Annotated in this window: 22 protein-coding genes; 15 read left to right on the forward strand and 7 right to left on the reverse strand. The window is 31.2% G+C overall.

Annotation, left to right across the window (positions count from 1 at the left end):
- Positions 1-8: 8 nt before the first annotated feature.
- The 5 genes from EU91_RS07825 to acs all read left to right on the forward strand — a co-directional run bounded on the left by EU91_RS07825 (position 9) and on the right by acs (position 5,788).
- Positions 9-836 (forward strand): carbon-nitrogen hydrolase family protein, encoded by an 828-nt coding sequence (locus EU91_RS07825; RefSeq protein WP_032523743.1) that lies wholly within the window; start codon positions 9-11, stop codon positions 834-836.
- Positions 836-1,921 (forward strand): N-acetylmuramoyl-L-alanine amidase, encoded by a 1,086-nt coding sequence (locus EU91_RS07820; protein ID WP_032523744.1) that lies wholly within the window; start codon positions 836-838, stop codon positions 1,919-1,921. Before EU91_RS07825 ends, EU91_RS07820 begins: the two co-directional genes overlap by 1 nt.
- The gene (gene murI, locus EU91_RS07815; protein WP_032523745.1) at positions 1,918-2,712 is read left to right on the forward strand and encodes a glutamate racemase; all 795 of its coding nucleotides are present in this window, start codon (positions 1,918-1,920) and stop codon (positions 2,710-2,712) included. Before EU91_RS07820 ends, murI begins: the two co-directional genes overlap by 4 nt.
- A 27-nt stretch (positions 2,713-2,739) precedes the next feature.
- Positions 2,740-3,711: a solanesyl diphosphate synthase gene (gene sds / locus EU91_RS07810; RefSeq protein ID WP_032523746.1), complete on the forward strand. Its 972-nt coding sequence runs from the start codon at positions 2,740-2,742 to the stop codon at positions 3,709-3,711.
- Positions 3,712-3,805: 94 nt separating this feature from the next.
- A complete protein-coding gene (gene acs, locus EU91_RS07805) occupies positions 3,806-5,788 on the forward strand; it encodes an acetate--CoA ligase (RefSeq protein ID WP_032523747.1) in 1,983 nt (660 codons plus the stop codon).
- Here acs and EU91_RS07800 read toward each other — a convergent pair.
- Positions 5,785-6,507, reverse strand: a complete 723-nt coding sequence (locus EU91_RS07800) for a DUF1350 family protein (RefSeq protein ID WP_032523748.1) — start codon at positions 6,505-6,507, stop codon at positions 5,785-5,787. The genes acs and EU91_RS07800 overlap by 4 nt on opposite strands.
- Before the next feature lie 128 nt (positions 6,508-6,635).
- Between EU91_RS07800 and EU91_RS07795 the strand changes: the two genes are divergently transcribed.
- Entirely contained in the window at positions 6,636-7,415 is a 780-nt protein-coding gene (locus EU91_RS07795; protein WP_032523749.1) for a 3'-5' exonuclease, read from the forward strand.
- A 26-nt stretch (positions 7,416-7,441) separates the two neighbouring features.
- On the opposite strand, the gene EU91_RS07790 is transcribed toward EU91_RS07795, so the two are convergent.
- Positions 7,442-7,864 carry a GLTT repeat protein gene (locus EU91_RS07790; RefSeq protein WP_032523750.1) on the reverse strand — a complete coding sequence of 141 codons (423 nt, stop codon included), beginning with the start codon at positions 7,862-7,864 and terminating at the stop codon, positions 7,442-7,444.
- 98 nt (positions 7,865-7,962) lie between these two features.
- Between EU91_RS07790 and hisS the strand changes: the two genes are divergently transcribed.
- The 4 genes from hisS (at position 7,963) to EU91_RS07775 (ending at position 10,204) form a co-directional block, all read left to right on the forward strand.
- Positions 7,963-9,243 (forward strand): histidine--tRNA ligase, encoded by a 1,281-nt coding sequence (gene hisS / locus EU91_RS07785; RefSeq protein ID WP_032523751.1) that lies wholly within the window; start codon positions 7,963-7,965, stop codon positions 9,241-9,243.
- Between the two features lie 140 nt (positions 9,244-9,383).
- The gene (locus tag EU91_RS09615) at positions 9,384-9,515 is read left to right on the forward strand and encodes a hypothetical protein (protein ID WP_275040651.1); all 132 of its coding nucleotides are present in this window, start codon (positions 9,384-9,386) and stop codon (positions 9,513-9,515) included.
- 20 nt (positions 9,516-9,535) lie between these two features.
- Positions 9,536-9,835, forward strand: coding sequence for a TIGR02450 family Trp-rich protein (locus tag EU91_RS07780; protein WP_032523799.1), 300 nt, complete (start codon positions 9,536-9,538; stop codon positions 9,833-9,835).
- Positions 9,836-9,970: 135 nt separating this feature from the next.
- The gene (locus EU91_RS07775; protein WP_032523753.1) at positions 9,971-10,204 is read left to right on the forward strand and encodes a hypothetical protein; all 234 of its coding nucleotides are present in this window, start codon (positions 9,971-9,973) and stop codon (positions 10,202-10,204) included.
- Positions 10,205-10,246: 42 nt separating this feature from the next.
- On the opposite strand, the gene EU91_RS09235 is transcribed toward EU91_RS07775, so the two are convergent.
- Positions 10,247-10,423: a hypothetical protein gene (locus tag EU91_RS09235; RefSeq protein ID WP_193741578.1), complete on the reverse strand. Its 177-nt coding sequence runs from the start codon at positions 10,421-10,423 to the stop codon at positions 10,247-10,249.
- Positions 10,424-10,751: 328 nt separating this feature from the next.
- Between EU91_RS09235 and EU91_RS07770 the strand changes: the two genes are divergently transcribed.
- The 3 genes from EU91_RS07770 (at position 10,752) to EU91_RS07760 (ending at position 13,590) form a co-directional block, all read left to right on the forward strand.
- A complete protein-coding gene (locus EU91_RS07770) occupies positions 10,752-11,810 on the forward strand; it encodes a chlorophyll a/b binding light-harvesting protein (protein WP_025924339.1) in 1,059 nt (352 codons plus the stop codon).
- 89 nt (positions 11,811-11,899) lie between these two features.
- Positions 11,900-13,285 (forward strand): sodium:solute symporter, encoded by a 1,386-nt coding sequence (locus tag EU91_RS07765; protein ID WP_032523755.1) that lies wholly within the window; start codon positions 11,900-11,902, stop codon positions 13,283-13,285.
- Between the two features lie 47 nt (positions 13,286-13,332).
- A complete protein-coding gene (locus EU91_RS07760; protein WP_032523756.1) occupies positions 13,333-13,590 on the forward strand; it encodes a hypothetical protein in 258 nt (85 codons plus the stop codon).
- On the opposite strand, the gene EU91_RS07755 is transcribed toward EU91_RS07760, so the two are convergent.
- Entirely contained in the window at positions 13,587-14,246 is a 660-nt protein-coding gene (locus tag EU91_RS07755) for a glutathione S-transferase (protein ID WP_032523757.1), read from the reverse strand. The two genes, EU91_RS07760 and EU91_RS07755, sit on opposite strands and share 4 nt — an antisense overlap.
- Positions 14,247-14,320: 74 nt before the next feature.
- On the opposite strand from EU91_RS07755, the gene EU91_RS07750 reads away from it, so the two are divergent.
- Entirely contained in the window at positions 14,321-14,863 is a 543-nt protein-coding gene (locus EU91_RS07750) for a GIY-YIG nuclease family protein (protein WP_032523758.1), read from the forward strand.
- Here EU91_RS07750 and EU91_RS07745 read toward each other — a convergent pair.
- Positions 14,860-15,567: an SDR family NAD(P)-dependent oxidoreductase gene (locus EU91_RS07745; RefSeq protein ID WP_032523759.1), complete on the reverse strand. Its 708-nt coding sequence runs from the start codon at positions 15,565-15,567 to the stop codon at positions 14,860-14,862. The genes EU91_RS07750 and EU91_RS07745 overlap by 4 nt on opposite strands.
- 7 nt (positions 15,568-15,574) lie before the next feature.
- A complete protein-coding gene (gene crtL, locus EU91_RS07740; RefSeq protein WP_032523760.1) occupies positions 15,575-16,858 on the reverse strand; it encodes a lycopene beta cyclase in 1,284 nt (427 codons plus the stop codon).
- Between the two features lie 223 nt (positions 16,859-17,081).
- Between crtL and EU91_RS07735 the strand changes: the two genes are divergently transcribed.
- Positions 17,082-18,083 (forward strand): SDR family NAD(P)-dependent oxidoreductase, encoded by a 1,002-nt coding sequence (locus tag EU91_RS07735; protein WP_032523761.1) that lies wholly within the window; start codon positions 17,082-17,084, stop codon positions 18,081-18,083.
- Here EU91_RS07735 and EU91_RS07730 read toward each other — a convergent pair.
- The gene (locus tag EU91_RS07730; RefSeq protein WP_032523762.1) at positions 18,054-19,085 is read right to left on the reverse strand and encodes a mechanosensitive ion channel family protein; all 1,032 of its coding nucleotides are present in this window, start codon (positions 19,083-19,085) and stop codon (positions 18,054-18,056) included. The two genes, EU91_RS07735 and EU91_RS07730, sit on opposite strands and share 30 nt — an antisense overlap.
- Between the last annotated feature and the right edge of the window lie 54 nt (positions 19,086-19,139).

Consider the following 19,139-nt stretch of genomic DNA (forward strand, 5'->3'; position numbering starts at 1 on the left):
GTAAAGTCTTGACTGATTTTTTGGTAGCTGCATTGCAAATTACGAGTACTTCAAATATTGAAGCAAATTTTGTTGAAGCAGAAGAACAGATTGAACTTGCAGCTAGAAGAGGTGCTGAATTAATTGGATTACCTGAGAATTTTGCTTTTTTAGGAGAAGATGACAAAAAACTTGAATTAGCTTCTGAATTGTCAATTAAATGTACAAATTTCCTCAAAACTATGGCACAACGTTATCAAGTTTTTCTTTTGGGTGGAGGATACCCTGTTCCTGCTGGTGATGATAGTCATACGTTAAATAGGTCAGCACTTTTTGGAAGAGATGGTCAGGTTTTGGCAAAATATGACAAAATTCACTTATTTGATGTTGATTTGCCTGATGGAAATTTATATAAAGAATCATCTACTATTTTGTCTGGAGAGGAATACCCGCCAGTTATCGATATTCCAGGTTTATGCAAAGTAGGATTATCTATTTGTTATGATGTTAGATTTCCCGAACTTTATAGATATTTGTCTTCGAATGGTGCAGAGTTAATTATGATTCCAGCAGCTTTTACAGCATTTACAGGAAAAGATCATTGGCAAATTCTATTACAAGCAAGAGCGATTGAGAATACAGCATATGTAGTTGCTCCAGCTCAAACTGGAATTCATTATGGGAGAAGGCAAAGTCATGGCCATGCAATGGTAATTGACCCATGGGGTACAGTTTTGTCTGATGCTGGAAAAACTCAGGGAGCTGCAATAGCACCTGCTGACAAAGAAAGAGTAAAGAAAATTAGGGAGCAGATGCCAAGTCTTAAACATAGAAAAAATGAATTATTCGCAAACTAATGATAAAGGTTTTAAATTACAAACTTTTTCGTTATGTAGCTGTTTTTTTATTTTTTAATTCTGCAATCTTTCCAGTTAAATCTTCAAGTGCTCTTGCAGCATGGGCGATTAAAACTAATGGAGTTTTAGAATTAAGAACTAAATCAAATACAAATTTAAAAGCATACTTTCAAAGGTCTAACAAAAAGTATGGAGATAGATTCTGGGTAGATTTCCCTGGAGAATTAAAAAATCCTAGAACAATAAAAGGTAATGGTCCGATAAAAGAAATTAGATTAGGCAAACCAAATAATGGCAAGACAAGATTAGTAATTGAATTCAAAGAAGAAACTTATTTGAAACCTTTAACTTGGAGAATGGTTGGCTTAGATCAAAATAGGTGGAGAATTAAACTATTTACGCCCAAATATTCATTTCAGAAGATTGGTGAAGGTGTGGTTGAAAAAAGAACAAGACATAATAAAGCAAAACAAAACCAAAGTTTTAAGAGGAAAAGGGTTAATGATTACTTGCAATTACCAAACGTAAAACAAAATAAATTTTTGGTTGTTATTGATCCAGGGCATGGCGGACCTGATCCAGGAGCAATAGGCATTGGAGGGATTAGGGAAACAGATGTTGTACTTGAGGTTTCTAAAATAGTTGAAAAAATTCTTTCTGAGAAAGGAGTCAAAGTAAGGTTAACTAGAAAAAATGAAGTTGATTTAGATTTACCTCAAAGAGTTTCCTTTGCCAATTACGAGGATGCTGATATTTTTGTAAGTATTCATGCAAATGCATCAAGAGGGAAAAGAAAGGATATTAATGGGTTAGAAACTTTTTACTTTAGAGGATGGAGAGGTAGATTACTCGCTAAAAGAATTCAAAAACAAATTCTAAGGGTTTCCCCTGGAAGTCCTGACCGAGGGGTTAAACAAGGTAGATTTTATGTAATTAAAAATACTAGAATGCCAGCAGTTCTTGTAGAAATTGGTTTTTTAACAGGAAGATTAGATGCAAGAAGATTAGAAAAAACTACTCATCGGAAAAGAATAGCTTATGCAATTGCAAAAGGCATCCTTGAATATCTTTTTAAAGTAGGGTGAAATTAAAAGTAGGTATATTTGATAGTGGTATAGGCGGTTTTACTATCCTTAATTCTTTACTAAAAACACGTAAAGATGTTGAGGTTTTTTATTTGGCAGATACAAAGAGAATTCCCTTTGGGAACAAAAGCTTTAAAGAGATAAGATACATTGCAAAAGAGATCTGCACATTTTTTAAAAATAAGAACTTGGATGCACTTTTAATAGCTTGTAACACTACAAATGCATGCGCACTTGATATTATTTTAGAGAATTTAGGGATTCCATGCTTCGACCTTATTAACTCAGTATCAGAAATAGTTGATAAACAAATAATTGGTGTTTTAGCGACTCAAACTACTGTTAGATCATCATATTACAAAAATGCTATAAGTTCTAAAAAAGAGAATTTAAAAATTTTTCAACAAGAATGCCCAGAATTTGTATTAGAAATTGAAAAGGAAAAGCTAAATTTAAATAATTTGAATTATCTTTCTGATTTGTACTTAAAACCACTGTTAAAAGAAAATATTGAAGAATTAATACTTGGGTGCAGCCATTATCCTTTGATTTATAACTTTTTAAGAAAAAAAATAGATTCCAATATAAAAATCATTGATCCATCGGAGGCATTAGTAAAAAAATTTAATGAATCTTTTGCTATTCCAATAACTGACCGCTATGAAAGTCTTTCTTTAGAAAATGTACAATTCTTTGTTACTTCAGAAAAGGACGAATTTTCCAAAAAAATAAAATTTTGGCTTGAAATTAATAAAGAAATTAAGTTGGTTAACCTCCGAAGCAATGTTTGATTCTTTAATATAAGTAAGAGGTCAATCATGAATACAGTAACAGAACTACTACAACCAGTTGAAAATGATCTTGATGATCTTATTCTTGAACTGAAAAATCTAATAGGAGCTGGTCATCCAATTCTTCAAGCAGCAGCTGAACATCTTTTTAGTGCTGGGGGGAAAAGACTAAGGCCAGGTATTGTTTTACTAATTTCAAAAGCAATATCCCCTGGATTTAATCTAACAAGTAAACATAAAAGACTTGCTGAGATTACTGAAATGATTCATACAGCATCATTAGTCCACGACGATGTTGTTGATGAGGCTTCTACAAGAAGGGGAGTTGACACAGTGCATAGCAGATTTAACACTAGAGTAGCCGTATTGGCAGGTGACTTTTTATTTGCACAAGCAAGTTGGCACTTGGCAAATCTTGATAATGTAAATGTAGTTAAATTACTTAGTAGAGTAATAATGGATTTAGCCGAAGGTGAAATTAAACAAAATTTAAATAGATTCGATTCTGCTCAATCTTTTTCCAAATACATCAATAAAAGCTACTGTAAAACTGCCTCATTAATAGCAAATAGTTGCAAGGCCGCTGGAGTATTGAGTAATCTTACTGATGAAAAATTAACCTCTTTGTATAATTTTGGTAAGAATATTGGTTTAGCTTTTCAAGTTGTAGATGACATACTTGACTTCACTGGAAATGATAAACAACTTGGTAAACCCGCTGTAAGTGATCTTGCTAGTGGTTATCTAACTGCTCCAGTTTTATATGCCTTAGAAGAAAATAAAAAATTATCTGTGCTTATAAACAGAGAACTTGCTGAAAAAGATGATTTAGATGATGCTCTTAATATTATTATGAATTCTAAGGCTATCGAAAGTTCTAGAAAACTAGCTGAGGATTTTGCTCTGCTATCGAAAGAAGCTATAGTTTGGCTGCCTGATTCAGAGTATAAGAGAGCTTTGCTAGCTCTTCCAGAATTTGTCCTTAGCCGCATTTATTAGACCTTTCAGGATGAAATTTATCAGCTAAATTATTATTAAAATTTTTGAAATCATTAAATTTTTCGTCTAAGTTTATTAAGCATAGATTTATTTAATGTCACTAGATAAAAAAAATTCAATTAATAACATCCTTGAAGAAAAGAGAATTTTTCCTCCCTCAAAAGAATTTGCAGAAAACTCAAATATTAGATCTCAACAAGAATTACTTAGTCTGAAAAAACAAGCATTAGAAAATCCAATTCAATTTTGGGAGTCTTTCGCAAAATCTGAACTAGATTGGTTTGAGCCTTTCCAAACTGTATTAGATAGCGATAATGCTCCATTTTTTAAGTGGTTTAAAGAAGGGAAACTCAATATTTCATATAACTGCTTAGATAGACACATCAAAAGAGGACTTGGAAGAAAAACTGCTCTTATATGGGAAGGAGAACCAGGAGATAGCAAAAAATTTACTTATGAAGAACTTCTAAAAGAGGTTTGTAAAGCTGCAAATGCATTAAAAGCAGTTGGGCTAAAAAAGGGAGATTTGGTATGTATTTATATGCCGATGATACCTGAAGCAATGTTCGCGATGTTAGCTTGTGCAAGAATTGGGGCACCACATTCGGTAGTTTTTGGAGGATTTTCTTCAGAAGCTCTAAAGGATAGATTAATTGATGGAAATGCTAAATTTGTTATCACTGCTGATGGTGGTTTTAGAAAAGATAAAGTAATTGAGCTTAAAAAAGCAGTTGATGCTGCGATTGAAAGTGGGGCAAATGAAGTCGTTGAAAAAGTAGTAGTTGTTCAAAGAACCAAAAAAAATATCTCTATGGTTAATGGGAGAGATATCTGGTGGCATGAATTATTGAGAGATCAAAAAAATTGGTGTGAGCCTGAAATAATGAACAGTGAAGATAGACTTTTTATTCTTTATACATCAGGTTCTACTGGGAAACCAAAAGGTGTAGTTCACACTACAGGTGGTTATAATCTTTGGTCACATTTGACATTTAAATGGATTTTTGATTTAAAAGATGATGATATCTACTGGTGTACTGCTGATGTTGGCTGGATCACAGGGCATAGTTATATAGTTTATGGGCCCTTATCTAATGGTGCTACAACTTTAATGTTTGAGGGAGTTCCAAGGCCTTCAAATTTAGGGGCTTTTTGGGAAATTGTTCAGAAATATAAGGTTTCGATTTTTTATACTGCTCCTACTGCAATACGAGCATTTATGAAGTCTGGACGTGAAATTCCTGATAAATATAATCTTGAAAGTCTAAGACTTTTGGGGACAGTTGGAGAACCAATTAATCCTGAAGCATGGATGTGGTACAAAGATGTTATAGGTAAAAATAGATGTCCCATAGTTGATACTTGGTGGCAAACTGAAACTGGTGGAGTGATGATAAGTCCCTTGCCTGGAGTGGTCGCAACAAAACCAGGCTCTGCTACTTATCCCTTACCTGGAATTGAAGTTGCAGTAGTTGATAAGAACGGAAATAAGGTTATGGAGAACGAAGGTGGTTATTTAATTATCAAGAAGCCTTGGCCAGGAATGATGAGAACAATTCATGGGAATTCCCAGAGATATTTGGAGAGTTATTGGGATTATATTTCCTTGAAAGGTGAAAAACATGTATATTTCGCTGGTGATGGAGCTCGCATTGATGAAGATGGTTACATATGGATTATGGGTAGAGTTGATGATGTTATAAGTGTTTCCGGTCATCGGTTGGGAACGATGGAAATAGAATCTGCTTTGGTAAGTCATAAATTAGTTGCAGAAGCCGCTGTTGTAGGGAAAAGAGATGATCTTAAAGGTGAAGTTATAGTTGCTTTCGTATCCTTAGAGAAAGATGTGAACAGTTCTACAGAATTAATAGAGGCTTTAAAGACACATGTCGTTAATGAAATTGGAATTATCGCTAAGCCCGAAAAAATAATAATTTCTGACGCGCTCCCGAAAACACGAAGTGGAAAAATTATGAGGAGAATTTTGAGGTCATTGGCTGCTGGCGAAAAAATAAGTGGTGATGTAAGTACTCTTGAAGATAGTTCTGTTTTGGATAAGTTGAAAGAAAGATTTTAATGGGATTCATCAATTAAACTAGAAATTTTTTTTATAGTTTTTCGTTTGAAAGCATCATCTGCCCAGTCTCCCAGAAAATTTTCTCTTAGCCCTGCACTAGCGATAATGGTATGAGTTCCTTTTAACATTACTCCCTTTGAATTATCTTCTTTTCTAGCTTTTAGACAAGAAAATAATTTATCTGTTTGATCTAATTCGTCTGAGTTGAATTTAATTAGGAAGTTATTTTTTTGACTATAGGTTTTTTCAATTATTCGTAAAGTTCTTTCTGGACTTGGGCTGAATTCGCTATTGAATTCTAATTTTTGAGCAATTTGTTTCAATAATGGAACTGATTTGTTGGCACTGAAGTTATTAAAACTAATTGATATAAATTTTTCGCAATTTCTTCCTCCATCAGGAGAAATCAAATGAAGTTTACAGCCTAGGCTATGACCAATTCTTATTGAAGGAATTGATACTCCTATCCTTTTAGATAAAGATATTCGACAATTTTTGAGATCCTTCCATGCTTTAATAGCAAGTTGTTGGTGATCAAATTGTGGAATATACTTATATGCATGGACGGCATAATTTCTACTTATTAAGCTTTCTATGAATCTTTTATATGTTACGTCTGGTTTAGAAGCTAAATAACTCCCACCTATAAATTCAACAATTTTCTTAGGCTTCGACGGCCAATAACAAAAACTATTAAATTGATATTTTGTAAAAGTCATTAAAAATCTATAATAAATCTAAAAAGGGTTTAAAAATTATTTTTCTAATTGAATTTGTTTAATTAATATTAATTTAGAAGAAATTATTGTTAAATGCGTCAAGATAAATGAAAGTGATTTAAAGCTAGTTGGAACAATCAAACAAAAAAAAATTGAATCAATTGGATTTTCTTGAGCCCCAAATCAATAGTAATGGCTCTGATAAAAGTGCAACTAATTTAGATAAAAAAATAGAAAAAATTTTAATTCTAGATACTGAAACAACAGGTTTAGATGAAAATAAAGATGAAGTTATAGAGATAGGTTGTATCTTGTTTGACGTTCCTTTTAAATGTGTTCTTTCGCAGGTCTCATTTTTATTCCCAGTTAATAATAATGAAGCCGAACATGTAAATGGTATATCTGCACAAGTAACGAACATCTCTCAACCTTGGGAAGATGGATTGAATTTCTTTTTAAAACTTGTTGAATGTTCTGATTTCATTGTTGCGCATAATGTAGAGTTTGATAAAAAATGGTTTGGAAAAGGAAAATTGCCTGAACTTAATAAAAAGTGGATATGCAGTTTAGAGGATATTAACTGGTCTTTTCAAAAATCATTAAAAACCAGGCCTTCAGTAACTGATCTGGCTTTATCTTTTTCAATACCAGTTTGGAACTTACATAGAGCTTTGTCTGATTGCTTTTACATTTCTGAGGTCTTCAAAAAATGCGATAATTTGGAAAAACTTTTACTTAAGGCCACTGAACCTAGGTTTCTATACAAGGCATTGGTTAGTTATGAAGAGAGGTATTTAGCTAAAAATGCTGGTTTCAGATGGAATAGTCCAGTCCAAGGAGCTTGGTCAAGAAAATTAACTACTGAAGAAGCAAAAAATCTTGATTTTAGGGTAGAGATTCTAAATTAATAATTAATGAATCTTTGAAAAAATATTTAATGCATTTTACAGGGCATCCATTTATTACCCATTTTATGTGCTCCCTTACATCCGAACTTCGAAGCAGCCTTTTCAGCTTCCTCTTTGGTGTTGAATAGATTTGATATCATATTTTCCTTACTTGAATTTGAAATTTGTTTGGAATGATTATGATGATTGTTTTGAGAATTTGGTGAATACTCCCATATCCCCATTGTAGTAACCCCTGCAGAGATAATTCCCATCCCAACTACTGATAAATTAACTATTCCCATTGCTACTGCCCCAAAAGAAAATACACCCATTGGTACTACTCCAATACTTATTACTCCCATTGGGACTATTCCTATGGAAACGATACCAAGGGGTGCTATCCCAAAAGCAATTTTTTTTGGTTTTGTACCACAATGCTGATTCTCTTTATTTTTATTAATTTCCAATAGTTTTTCTAAATGTTAAATTAAAATTGTCCCACAAAACAAACAATCAAATTTTAATTTTTGTATAAATTAAAAATTTTGAATTATTTTCCAGAACTTTGAATAACTTAAAAAATCTTAGAGGAACTGTAGATCTTTTACCTGATCAATTAATCAAGTGGCAAAATGTTGAGAAAATTATACTTGAACAGCTTTCAAGAGCATCTATCAAAGAAATAAGAACTCCAATATTGGAAATGACTGAATTATTTATAAGAGGAATTGGGGAAGGGACAGATGTTGTCAGTAAGGAAATGTATACATTTCTAGATAGAGGAGAGAGGTCTTGCACTCTAAGGCCTGAAGGGACAGCATCTGTAGCACGAGCGATAATTCAAAAAGGAATGTCCTCTAATCCTCTTCAAAAACTATGGTATATGGGCCCTATGTTTAGATATGAAAGACCTCAAGCAGGGAGGCAAAGACAGTTTCATCAGTTAGGTGTTGAGTTTATAGGATACGAATCAGTAAGAAGTGATGTTGAAATTATTGCGTTGGCTTGGGATATTTTAGAAAAATTAGGATTAAAAAAACTTAATCTTGAAATTAATTCTTTAGGTGATTTGAATGATAGATTAAATTTTCAAAAATCTTTTTTAAAATGGCTACAAATAAATAAAGATTTTTTAGATTTAGATTCTCAGAATAGAATCGATAAAAATCCTTTAAGGATTTTAGACACCAAGAATAGTCAAACAAAAAAAATCCTTGAAAGTTCTCCAAAATTACATGATTTTTTATCTAAGAAAAGTCTTGAAAGATATTTGGAATTAAAAAATCAATTAGAAAGTCTAAAAATACCTTTCATAGAAAACTTTAATTTAGTTAGAGGTTTGGATTATTACACGCATACTGCTTTTGAGATAACTAGTGGTGCCCTTGGTTCGCAAGCTACTGTATGCGGGGGAGGCAGATATGACAATTTAATAAAACAAATGGGAGGGAAAGATACACCTGCAATTGGATTCGCTATTGGTTTAGAAAGACTAATACTTTTAGCAGGTAAAGAGCTAGATGTTGAAAGAAGAACGGATATTTATATTGTTAATCAAGGATTACTCGCTGAACCATTCGCTATAAACTTATCTCGAAAACTTAGAAATTTTGATCTGCTTGTTGAATTGGATTTGAGTGGAGCTTCTTTCTCAAAGCAACTTAAAAAGGCAAATAAACTCAATTCTAAAAGTATTGTTGTAATAGGAGATCAAGAAGCAGCTAATAAAGAATTTGTTATTAGGCTATTTGATAAAAAAAACTCAGTAAACAATGAAGAGGTAATACCTTTTGATAGTGATATTAAATTAGAGCGATGGCTAAATAGTAATTTAATTCTAAAGTGATGCTCTTTAAGTTAATGATAATTTTTATTTTCATAGTAATTTTTTTCTATTTAAAAAATTCTTTAAAAGTTAATAGGAAAAAAAAATTTTTAAAAGAGAACAACTTAATAACACTTAATAAGAAGAACCTGTATAAATGGATGAATTTAACTAAAACAGAAAGATATAAACAATCAAAACAAGAATCTATTGCCTATTTAAATAAAAGAAAAGTTCTACTTGAAGAAATTAGAGAAGAATATAAAAAAATTTCTAAAAGAAAATCTAGATAAAATAAATTTAGACATTGATTTTGGATAATTTCTGGACTTCTAAAAAACCCATAAATGGATTGAGACATTTTGTTTTGGTTAATGAGACTAAAGAAAAAGGAAATATAACTTTTTTGATGGTCTCTGTCCTTGATTCTGAAATTAATATAAAAATTACTTTCGAAGAATTAACAAACAGTGGGGAATGGTGTAAGGGATGGATCAATCTTCCTAAGAATAAATCTATTACTGAAGAATATAGTAATTATAAATCCAGAAATAAAGAAGGTGGAAAATATGATGTATTCGTTAATGCCGATTCTTTTTTTAATATATCTTAATTTAATTTATATCTTTTCAATCACTTTACTAAATAAATAAAGGTTTTTTGGTATTTAATAATTATTTAAAAGTTTTACCCCTTTCAAAAAAATAAAATTAACGTTATCAAGGAATAATAATATTTACAAAATCAAATGTTAGGGGATATATGGAGCTCATCTGAGTTGACCGCTGAAAAATTAGGAATAACTGAAATCAAACTTTCTTATTTACGTGAAAATGGAATACTAAAACCTGGAATTCATTGGAAAAGTTCTCCGTATGGGCAGAAAAAACCTTGGAAGCCAAAAGCACTTTATAATTTAAATACGTGTAGAAATATTATCAATAAATTTTATTTTGAGGAAAATGATAGTGTTGCAGCTTAAAAAATTTTTTTGAAGACTAACAAGGGAAGACGTATCAAATTTCTATTCAATTAAATTTTCATTCTTGCATTCAATTAAAGTGTTTTGCAAAGTTGGATACAGGTTAATCATTTTTATATATTGTTGGGATTTTCTGTAGGATTTCGCAGCCTTTTTGTAATGAACTTCGGATTTCATTTCTAGTGAAATTTTTCTAGAAGAATCTTGAGAAGTAGTCATAAGTATTAAATAACTTATTCCCTTTTTAATAATTGTTTGAGAAAGAGGCAATAAACATAATGGTTTTATGCAACAAAACTTCTTTTAATGTCAGCAAAAAGAAATTTATTAAAAGAATATTTACCTTAAAACTATATAAATAGTATTTGAAATCTGATCTCTAATAATAACTTTACTGTTTAAATCTAACTTTTTTCGACGTTTGGTTGTTCTAATAAATTCTTTTATATTTTGATTAGGATTACTAATTTTTACAATTTTGTTGTGAATTCAACTGTTTGATGAAATTTAAAGTATTCTCAAAACGTTTAAGCTAATCATTTCCTAAATGCAAACCTATGGCAATCCAGATACCACTTACGGGTGGTGGGCTGGAAATTCAGGGGTAGCTAATCGCTCAGGAAAATTTATTGCTGCTCATGTAGCTCATGCAGGATTAATTGTTTTCTGGGCCGGTGCTTTCACCCTTTTTGAACTTTCACGATTTGACCCTAGTGTCCCAATGGGTCACCAACCTTTAATCGTTCTTCCTCACTTAGCAACTCTTGGAATAGGGTTTGATGCTAATGGTGTAGCGATGGGAGATACTAAACCTGTACTTGCGATAGCAATTGTTCACTTAGTATCTTCTATGGTTTTAGCTGCTGGAGGACTTTTACATTCTCTACTTCTTCCAGGAAATTTAGAAGATTCAGATATTGCTAGAGCAAGAAAATTCAATATTGAATGGGATAACCCTGACAAATTGACATTTATTCTTGGTCATCATCTCCTTTTCTTAGGATTTGCAGTTATTGCTTTCGTAGAATGGGCAAGAGTACATGGCATCTATGATCCAGCAATTGGTGCTGTTAGACAAGTTGAGTACGAATTAAACTTAGCAAAAATTTGGAATCATCAAACAGACTTTTTGACCATTGATAGTCTTGAAGAAGTAATGGGTGGACATGCCTTCCTCGCTTTCGTTGAGATTACTGGTGGTGCATGGCATATTGCTACTAAGCAGGTAGGTGAATTTACTAAGTTCAAAGGTAAAGGCCTTCTTTCAGCGGAAGCAGTTCTTTCATGGTCTCTTGCAGGTATAGGCTGGATGGCTATCATTGCAGCTTTCTGGAGTGCAGCAAATACAACTGTATACCCTGTTGAGTATTTTGGTGAACCACTTGAATTGAAGTTTAGTATTTCTCCTTATTGGATTGATACTGTTGATCTTCCTGATGGTGAGTTTACATCAAGGGCATGGTTAGCAAATGTTCACTACTACTTTGGTTTCTTCTTTATTCAAGGTCATCTATGGCATGCTTTAAGAGCGCTAGGCTTTGATTTTAAGAGAGTTACTAATGCTATTAGTAATATTGATAGTGCGACAATTACTCTTAAGGATTAAATTTTTTCTACCTCAATAATATTAAAGGCCCTTTAATAGGGCCTTTTTTATTTGAAAAATTTTGTTTATTAATTTAGATTTAAGATTATATATTTTTGAAATCATTGAATATTTTTTCTCTACAAAATAAAGATATTTTTTCAAATTCTCTATTAATAAGTTCCTTTGGATTCTTAATTATATTTTTTTGCTTGATTTTTGGGAGGAAACTAAAACTAGCTGTTCAGCTCGAAAGGTTTGGACTCCCCATAGCAGTTTTGTCTGGAATTTTAGGTATATCTGTAGGCCCATTTGGAGCGATACACTTTTTGCCAAAAGAAACAATAAATGTTTGGAGTAAATTTCCTACTCCTCTTTTATCATTGGTCTTCGCAACTTTAATGATGGGTAGACCTATCCCAAATATCAATGGTTTAGTTAAACCAATTTTCAATCAATTTTTGCTCGCTCTTTCTCTAGGTTTCGGACAATTTTTCATTGGCGGTCTAGTTGTTAAATATTTTTTGCCTCCATCTATGGAAACTAATCCTTTAATGGGATGTTTGATCGAGGTGGGTTTTGAGGGAGGGCATGGAGCTGCATCTATCATCGGTGAGAGTTTTAATAGACTAGGTTTTCCAAATGGTTTAGATCTTGGTCTGGCTATGGCAACCATGGGACTTTTATCGTCTTCATTATTAGGCAGCATTTTTATTTTTCTTGGAAGAACTTTAGGTCTTTCAGATAAAGAGGAAATTTCTGAAAAAAAAAATTTAGAAGAAAAAACTAAGATAGGAATTCTTGCGGATTTAAGAATTTTGATAGTAAATCTTGGATTTTCTGGTCTTGCAATTTTTTTTGGTGTTTTACTAATTAAATATTTAAAGTATATTTCAAGTTATTTTGGTGATTTTTCGAAGGAAATTATTTTTTCATTACCAGTATTCCCTTTTATCCTTATAGGTTCCCTCCTTATTAGATATGTTTTAGAGAAAACCAAAAATACAGAATTTATTTCAAATATTCTGCAAAGGGAGATTGGTATTTTATCCACAGACTTATTGATTTTTACAGCTATGGCAAGTTTAGATATTGAAGTTGTTTTTGATAATTGGGTACTTATTTTAGTGTTTACTATTTTCGGTTTATTTTGGAATTTAATCTGCATTGCTTTTTTCGCATACTTTATTTTTGACGATTATTGGTTTGAAAAAAGTTTGATTGAGTTTGGGAATTCTACAGGAGTAGTAGCTTCTGGGTTGCTTCTTTTAAGGCTTGCGGATCCTAAAAATATTTCTAAGACCTTACCTATTTTTACATCAAAACAGTTATTCGCTCAGTTAATTCTTTCGGGGGGATTATTCACAGTTCTTGCACCATTAATGATTTCTAAAATTGGGTTGGACTATTGGACAGAAATTTGTGCTCTAATTACGTTCACAATACTTTTTATTGCATTGATTTTTAATAAAGTAGAGATGAAAAAGTTTCAATAATAACCCTAGAATACTTTTAAGTTTAATTTTATTTTAATTTTATTTTAATGTCATTTTCTTCCTACGATATTCCACCTCAAGAAAATAAAGGGAAGTGGTTTAGGAGTCATTTACTCGGCAGGGAAATCGAACTTGGTGAATTGTATAGTCTTGGATCAAATGATTTAGATTTGCTTATGGCTGAGACTGCAGAAATAAGAAGCGATCTTGATTTTAAGGAAAAAAATATAGGTAAATTTAGGACTGCAGGATATTTTTTGGAGTTAGCAAGAATAATTGAGAAAAGGAAGTTGTTAGAAAGTTAATTAAAGGGGAAATAATTTTTTCCAGAATTTGGTGCCCATAATTCATATTTATACATTAAAGATTTAAATTTTATATTACTTTCAAAGGAATCTAACCAGTTTTTTATTGACGGTTTTAAATAATTTGTTCTTTTTTGACTTTCACAAGCGATTTTAAATTGTCTTACAAAAGGCCAAATAGACCAATCAGCGATTGTCGGGTTATCTCCATAAAAGTATTTGTTTTCTGCAAGAAGTTCATTCCATCTATTAATAAAAATAATCGCCTTTCTGAAATGAAATTCTTCATTACTATCCTGATATCTTGCGGCATATTTGAATCGATCTAAATGATATTTGAATTCGTTATCGTTTTCATTAATTATTTCAAAAATATCTTCCTTCTTATCATCAGGAAAATATGTTAAGGCAACGTTTTGCTTACTTGACTCTGAGAGTGCCCATAGGATGATTTCAAGACTTTCTTCAATAACCTCACTATTTTTTTTTATGAGTATTGGAACTGTTTTTGTCTTTGATTTATTCAAAAAATCTAGTGGTTTATTTTTTAGATCAATTTCTCTTATCTCTACTTTTAATTCACAAATCAATAGGGCCCATCTAACACGAATTGCGTATGGACATCTTCGAAATGAATATAAAATATCGGTTGTCATTTTGTAAAAACTATTAATTATCTTGATTCTTTTAGTATTATTAAAGTAAGTATAGTATTAATTTTACAACGCAAATGTCGGGATATGTTTACCTCATTAGAGTAGGAGACCTTTATAGAATTGGGAAAACTGAGAATCTTGAAAAGAAAATTAAGAAATTAAAACCAGACGAATTATTAACATCAATTATGACAAAGGAGCCAGAAACTCTTGAAGCAAGGTTACTTAGAAAGTATAAATCTCAACGAATTCCTGAAACTGGTTACTTAAAGCTTTCTAAAAGACAAATTAGAGAATGTAAAAAGCAATTTGAACTAAAGGGAAATTTGCCTCACACTTTAGATGCTGAAGTTTCCATAACTCTATTTGCATCTTTTTTATTGTTTTCATTAAGTTCCGTTATTTTTAATTATTTAAATTTTGGATTTGTAAAATCTATATCTTATTCTTTCGGAATGGCCTCACTACCAATGATAATGTTATTTATTACAGGTAGTTTTGGGGGATACTTTTCTGAAGATTTATCTCTTTTTTCATTGTTAACTAATCGAATAAAAGGTTTATTTATTGCAATTGCAATGCTTTCCATGGCTTACTTAATTTTCAATTTAGGTTAAATTTCATAATTACAATTTAAGGCAATTTCAAATGGAACTGATTGGGTAGGTAACTTCAGAATAGTTGAGCATATTTCAGCAATATCTTCGGGTTGTGTCATGCTTGATTTGTCTAAGGAAGAAATATTTTGGGCCATTTTTGTATTAACCCAGCTTGGGCAAATTGCTGAAACCCTTATATTTTTATCCCAACCTTTATTTTTCATAGTTTGGCATAATCCCATCAAAGCAAACTTTGAAGAAGAATAAGCGGCTAAATCGCCTTTAGATCTTTTCCCACTCATTGAAACTAAAACAATAATTCTACCTCTGCCTGAATTACATAAATGATCCCAAGAAAGCCTACATAAATTCCAAATTGCCAAAAAATTGATATTTAATGTATTTAAAATATCTTCTTCATCACCATCCTTGTATAAGAAAGGAACTTTCGATAATACTCCAGAACAATTTATTACTGTATCAAATCCTCCAAATTCATGTAAGGTATTCTTTATCCAATTTTGGGCTGTAATTTTTTTTAATGCATCATAGTAATTGATTATAATCTTCCCTTTTGGCCATTTATTTGGATCAATAACGCTTCCTTTTAATGATTCTAAATCTCTTATGCCAACACTAATTCTATTGCCTTCTTTTAATTCTTTATGTGCAATATTTAGTCCAATACCTCTACTGGCTCCACTTATTAGTATGGTTCTCATTTTTAATTTATATGTTTGGAAATATTATCCTAAGTAACATTTTAAATTCTCTACCATGCATAATCATAAGACCTCTTTTTACACTCCATGGAGCCTTTATAAACATTATGCACATCGCATATACAATCTCTTTTAAGGAAAGTGTATCAGTTAAAAAACCATACCATTGATTTTTAGGTAGTTGGAAAAAACTTCCAAAAAATTCTCTCAATAGTTTCTCGTCAAATCTCATGAGTTTTTCTAATCCAAATTGGTAAAGTGACTTCTTCCGAATTAATTCTTTTGACCACAAAGTTTCCCAACCTTTTCTAGCAATATGATAGGTACTTAGATTTTTGTTTTTAATTGCTTCTGAGACTGCCTTAGCGACAAGTGGAGCTCTTCTTAAAACATTACCAATTAAATATCCAGATGCAGGATGTACCATTGAAGCAGCACCACCATATCCAAGTATTTGTTGTTTGAAATCTGGGATTGGCATATTCATAGGGAGAAATAAGCCAAGCTCTTCATGTTGCATGCTTGTGATAGATATATTTCGATAAGAAAGCCTCTTCTCTAGTCTCTCTTTTAAATTTTCCATTGTTAGAGGATTTACTAAACCAAGAGATGTCTCTTCAAGAAAATATTTCCCATCACCCATATCCATGGCATAAAGAAAAGTGGGCGGTTCTTTTTTTTGCTCATCGTTAAGATGATCATTTCTATAGTCCATTAATACAAACTGCCCTTTCTTAAGTGGAGGTTTACTAAAATTACCTACTATCCCATAACAAGTTTGGACTGCTAAGGGACCACATGATTTTAATTTAAGAAAAACAGGATCATATCCTGTTGCATCTACTACTAATCTTGCAGAGTAAGTCTTGCCATCTTTTGTAGTTACTGTACTTTTGTTTTTTTCAAAATGTATTTTGTTCGCAAAGCCTTGATGCCATTTAATAAGAGACTTATTGCATTCATTAAACCAATAATTGTGGAGTTTCTTCTTATCAAATAGTCCATAATCTAGTGAATGTTCCGTTGCTTTATTCTCGTCGTCCTGTTCTTCTAAAGCGCCATGCCCAAAAAAACTTACAGTATTCTTCCATCTATATTCAAGTAAATCCTGAAGCCCAAGTTGATCAACTTCTTTCCCCCAAATGCCATATGTGTTTGGCCAAGGTTCATCTGGTCCATTTGGAGAAAGCACTTCAACATCTAAATTTTCCTTCCCTAAAGCTGAGGCAATTGCCATACCTGCAGGCCCTGCACCCAAAACAAGAACATCTGGCAAATTTTCTTTTGACATTAAATATAAATCTTATGATTAAAGAAATTTATGGAACAAACTAATACTTCTGCGCTTAGAATTATATTTTCCATCCAATACTTGTAATGAGTAGATTAATAATAATCAAATTACTCAATTACTAGTGACTAAGCTTTCAGTGTTTTAACAATAATTTATAAGATTACAAAATAAAAAATACTTTAAAATTTTTTTTATTATAAAAAAATAGATAGCGAGTTAAATGATTAAAAATAAAAATATTTTAATTACTGGAGGTAATTCAGGAATAGGGCTTTTTGCAAGCATTAATTTACTAAAGACGAAAAATAGTTTATACGTTGTAATAAAATCTGAATTAAGAAAGAATGAATTTCTCAAAACAATTGAGAAATATTTTGATAAAAATTACTTAAGTAAATATTTAAATATTATTGAAAATTGTGATCTTTCAAATCTAGAGAATGTTAAAAAAATTAAGGATTACTTTATTAGTAAAAAGATTTTCTTAGATGTTGTTGTTTTAAATGCAGGATTGCAGTATACGGGTTCTTTTTACCCTAAAGTATCAAAACAGGGGGTAGAACTAACTTTTGCAGTTAATCATCTTGCACATTTTTACTTAGTGAACATCTTAAAAGATTTAGTTAGAGATAAAGAAGAATCTAGAATCATTATTACATCATCAGATGTACACGATCCCAATAGCTCAGGTGGAAATATAGGAAAGAAAGCAGGGCTTAATAATCTAGTTGATTTTAGAAAAAAAGTTACTGGTCAATTCTTAAATTTTAATGCTGATGAATCTTATAAAAATAGTAAGTTATGTAATATTTTGTTTGCTAAAGAACTTTCAAAAAAATTAAAATTATCATCTAGTAAAATTTCTGTAATTACTTGGGCTCCCGGTCTCGTAATACCAAATGATGATTCAGGTTTTTTTAGATATAGTAAACGTTTTAATCTCTTTGGATATTTAATTTTTTCTAAAGTTGCAAGAAATATTTTAGGAATTTCTGAAAGTATAGAAAATGCTGGTAGAATACTTTCTGAAATTGTTTTTGATTCAAATTTTAATAATATTGGTTACGTTCATTTAAGTAATAAAGTTATATCTTTTAAAAAACATAAATTAGTTGAAAGTAAGATTAGTGATGAGGCAAACAATTCTGAGTTAGCTTCAAAACTCTGGATTTTAAGTGAAGAGATTTGTAGATCATTTGGCTTTGTTACTTTCAATATTTAAGGTTTGTGTTGGGAATGCAAACTCTATATTATTAACTGAAAATTCTTCAATAATTCTTAAATTTATAGATTGTTGAGCTTCCATCGCAGCGAGATAATTATTTGTTGGAATGTAATAAACAAGTTCGAAATTAAGACTGAAGTCGCCGAAATCTGTGAAATGACATCTATCAAAAGATGCATCTTTTGTCTCTTCAACTATTTTTTTAATTATTATTGGAATCAATTTCATAAGTTTTGGAGAGGTTTCATAAACAACTCCCAGTTTATGAACCAACCTCCTTTTTTTCATTTGAGCGTAATTTGAAATAATTCCATTTGTTAGGGCGCTGTTGCTCATTACTACTACTTCTCCATTAATACTTCTTATCCTTGAGGATCTTACTCCCACTCTCTCAACCATTCCGAGGACTCCATCAGATTTTATAAACTCACCTTTTTGAAAAGGTTTATCAAGCAAAATTGTGATGTATTCAAAAAACTCCTGAACTGGATCTTTCAAAGCTAATCCTGCACCAATACCTCCTGCACTTAGTAAAGCCCAAATAGCAGTCATTTGAACACCTATATTTTGTAAGAAAAATATCGAGCCAATAGACCATGTTAATGCTTTTATCAATGGAGTTAGTGAAGATACCATTGAACTAATTGAGGAATCATTAATTTTCGAGGTCGATTCTGTTAAAGATCTTATTAAAACTTTATTGAGAGCTTTTATGATGATTATTAATATAAGTAATTTCAAAATATTCAATAAGACAGAGATAAAATTTATTTCATCAGCAAAAAAATAGTCAATTGAAAAATAAAATGAGAGGAGGAAACCTATAGGTTTTATAATTCCAGAGATCACCTCAAAAATAAAATCATCGAAATTTGTTTTTGTTCTTTTGGAAATCTTTTTAAAAAATATTTTTGAAAGTTTAGAAATTATTATCGATAATAAAGTTCCAATAAAAAAAATAAGTATTGCCAGAAGGAAGTTTTCACTAACTAATTTCATATTCAAATAAACCTTAAAATTTATCTCTAATAAAATTTTAAATTATCTCTAAAC

This window comes from Prochlorococcus marinus str. GP2, from assembly GCF_000759885.1.
Lineage (GTDB): Bacteria > Cyanobacteriota > Cyanobacteriia > PCC-6307 > Cyanobiaceae > Prochlorococcus_A > Prochlorococcus_A marinus_J.

Coding starts and splice junctions, on each gene's coding strand:
- EU91_RS07820 (WP_032523744.1), top strand. CDS start 836: ATGATAAAGGTTTTAAATTACAAACTTTTTCGTTATGTAGCTGTTTTT.
- EU91_RS07770 (WP_025924339.1), top strand. CDS start 10,752: ATGCAAACCTATGGCAATCCAGATACCACTTACGGGTGGTGGGCTGGA.
- crtL (WP_032523760.1), bottom strand. CDS start 16,858: ATGTCAAAAGAAAATTTGCCAGATGTTCTTGTTTTGGGTGCAGGGCCT.
- acs (WP_032523747.1), top strand. CDS start 3,806: ATGTCACTAGATAAAAAAAATTCAATTAATAACATCCTTGAAGAAAAG.
- EU91_RS07745 (WP_032523759.1), bottom strand. CDS start 15,567: ATGAGAACCATACTAATAAGTGGAGCCAGTAGAGGTATTGGACTAAAT.
- EU91_RS07800 (WP_032523748.1), bottom strand. CDS start 6,507: ATGACTTTTACAAAATATCAATTTAATAGTTTTTGTTATTGGCCGTCG.
- EU91_RS07750 (WP_032523758.1), top strand. CDS start 14,321: ATGTCGGGATATGTTTACCTCATTAGAGTAGGAGACCTTTATAGAATT.
- EU91_RS07760 (WP_032523756.1), top strand. CDS start 13,333: ATGTCATTTTCTTCCTACGATATTCCACCTCAAGAAAATAAAGGGAAG.
- EU91_RS07775 (WP_032523753.1), top strand. CDS start 9,971: ATGTTAGGGGATATATGGAGCTCATCTGAGTTGACCGCTGAAAAATTA.
- EU91_RS09615 (WP_275040651.1), top strand. CDS start 9,384: ATGAATTTAACTAAAACAGAAAGATATAAACAATCAAAACAAGAATCT.
- EU91_RS09235 (WP_193741578.1), bottom strand. CDS start 10,423: ATGACTACTTCTCAAGATTCTTCTAGAAAAATTTCACTAGAAATGAAA.
- EU91_RS07730 (WP_032523762.1), bottom strand. CDS start 19,085: ATGAAATTAGTTAGTGAAAACTTCCTTCTGGCAATACTTATTTTTTTT.
- EU91_RS07735 (WP_032523761.1), top strand. CDS start 17,082: ATGATTAAAAATAAAAATATTTTAATTACTGGAGGTAATTCAGGAATA.
- EU91_RS07755 (WP_032523757.1), bottom strand. CDS start 14,246: ATGACAACCGATATTTTATATTCATTTCGAAGATGTCCATACGCAATT.
- sds (WP_032523746.1), top strand. CDS start 2,740: ATGAATACAGTAACAGAACTACTACAACCAGTTGAAAATGATCTTGAT.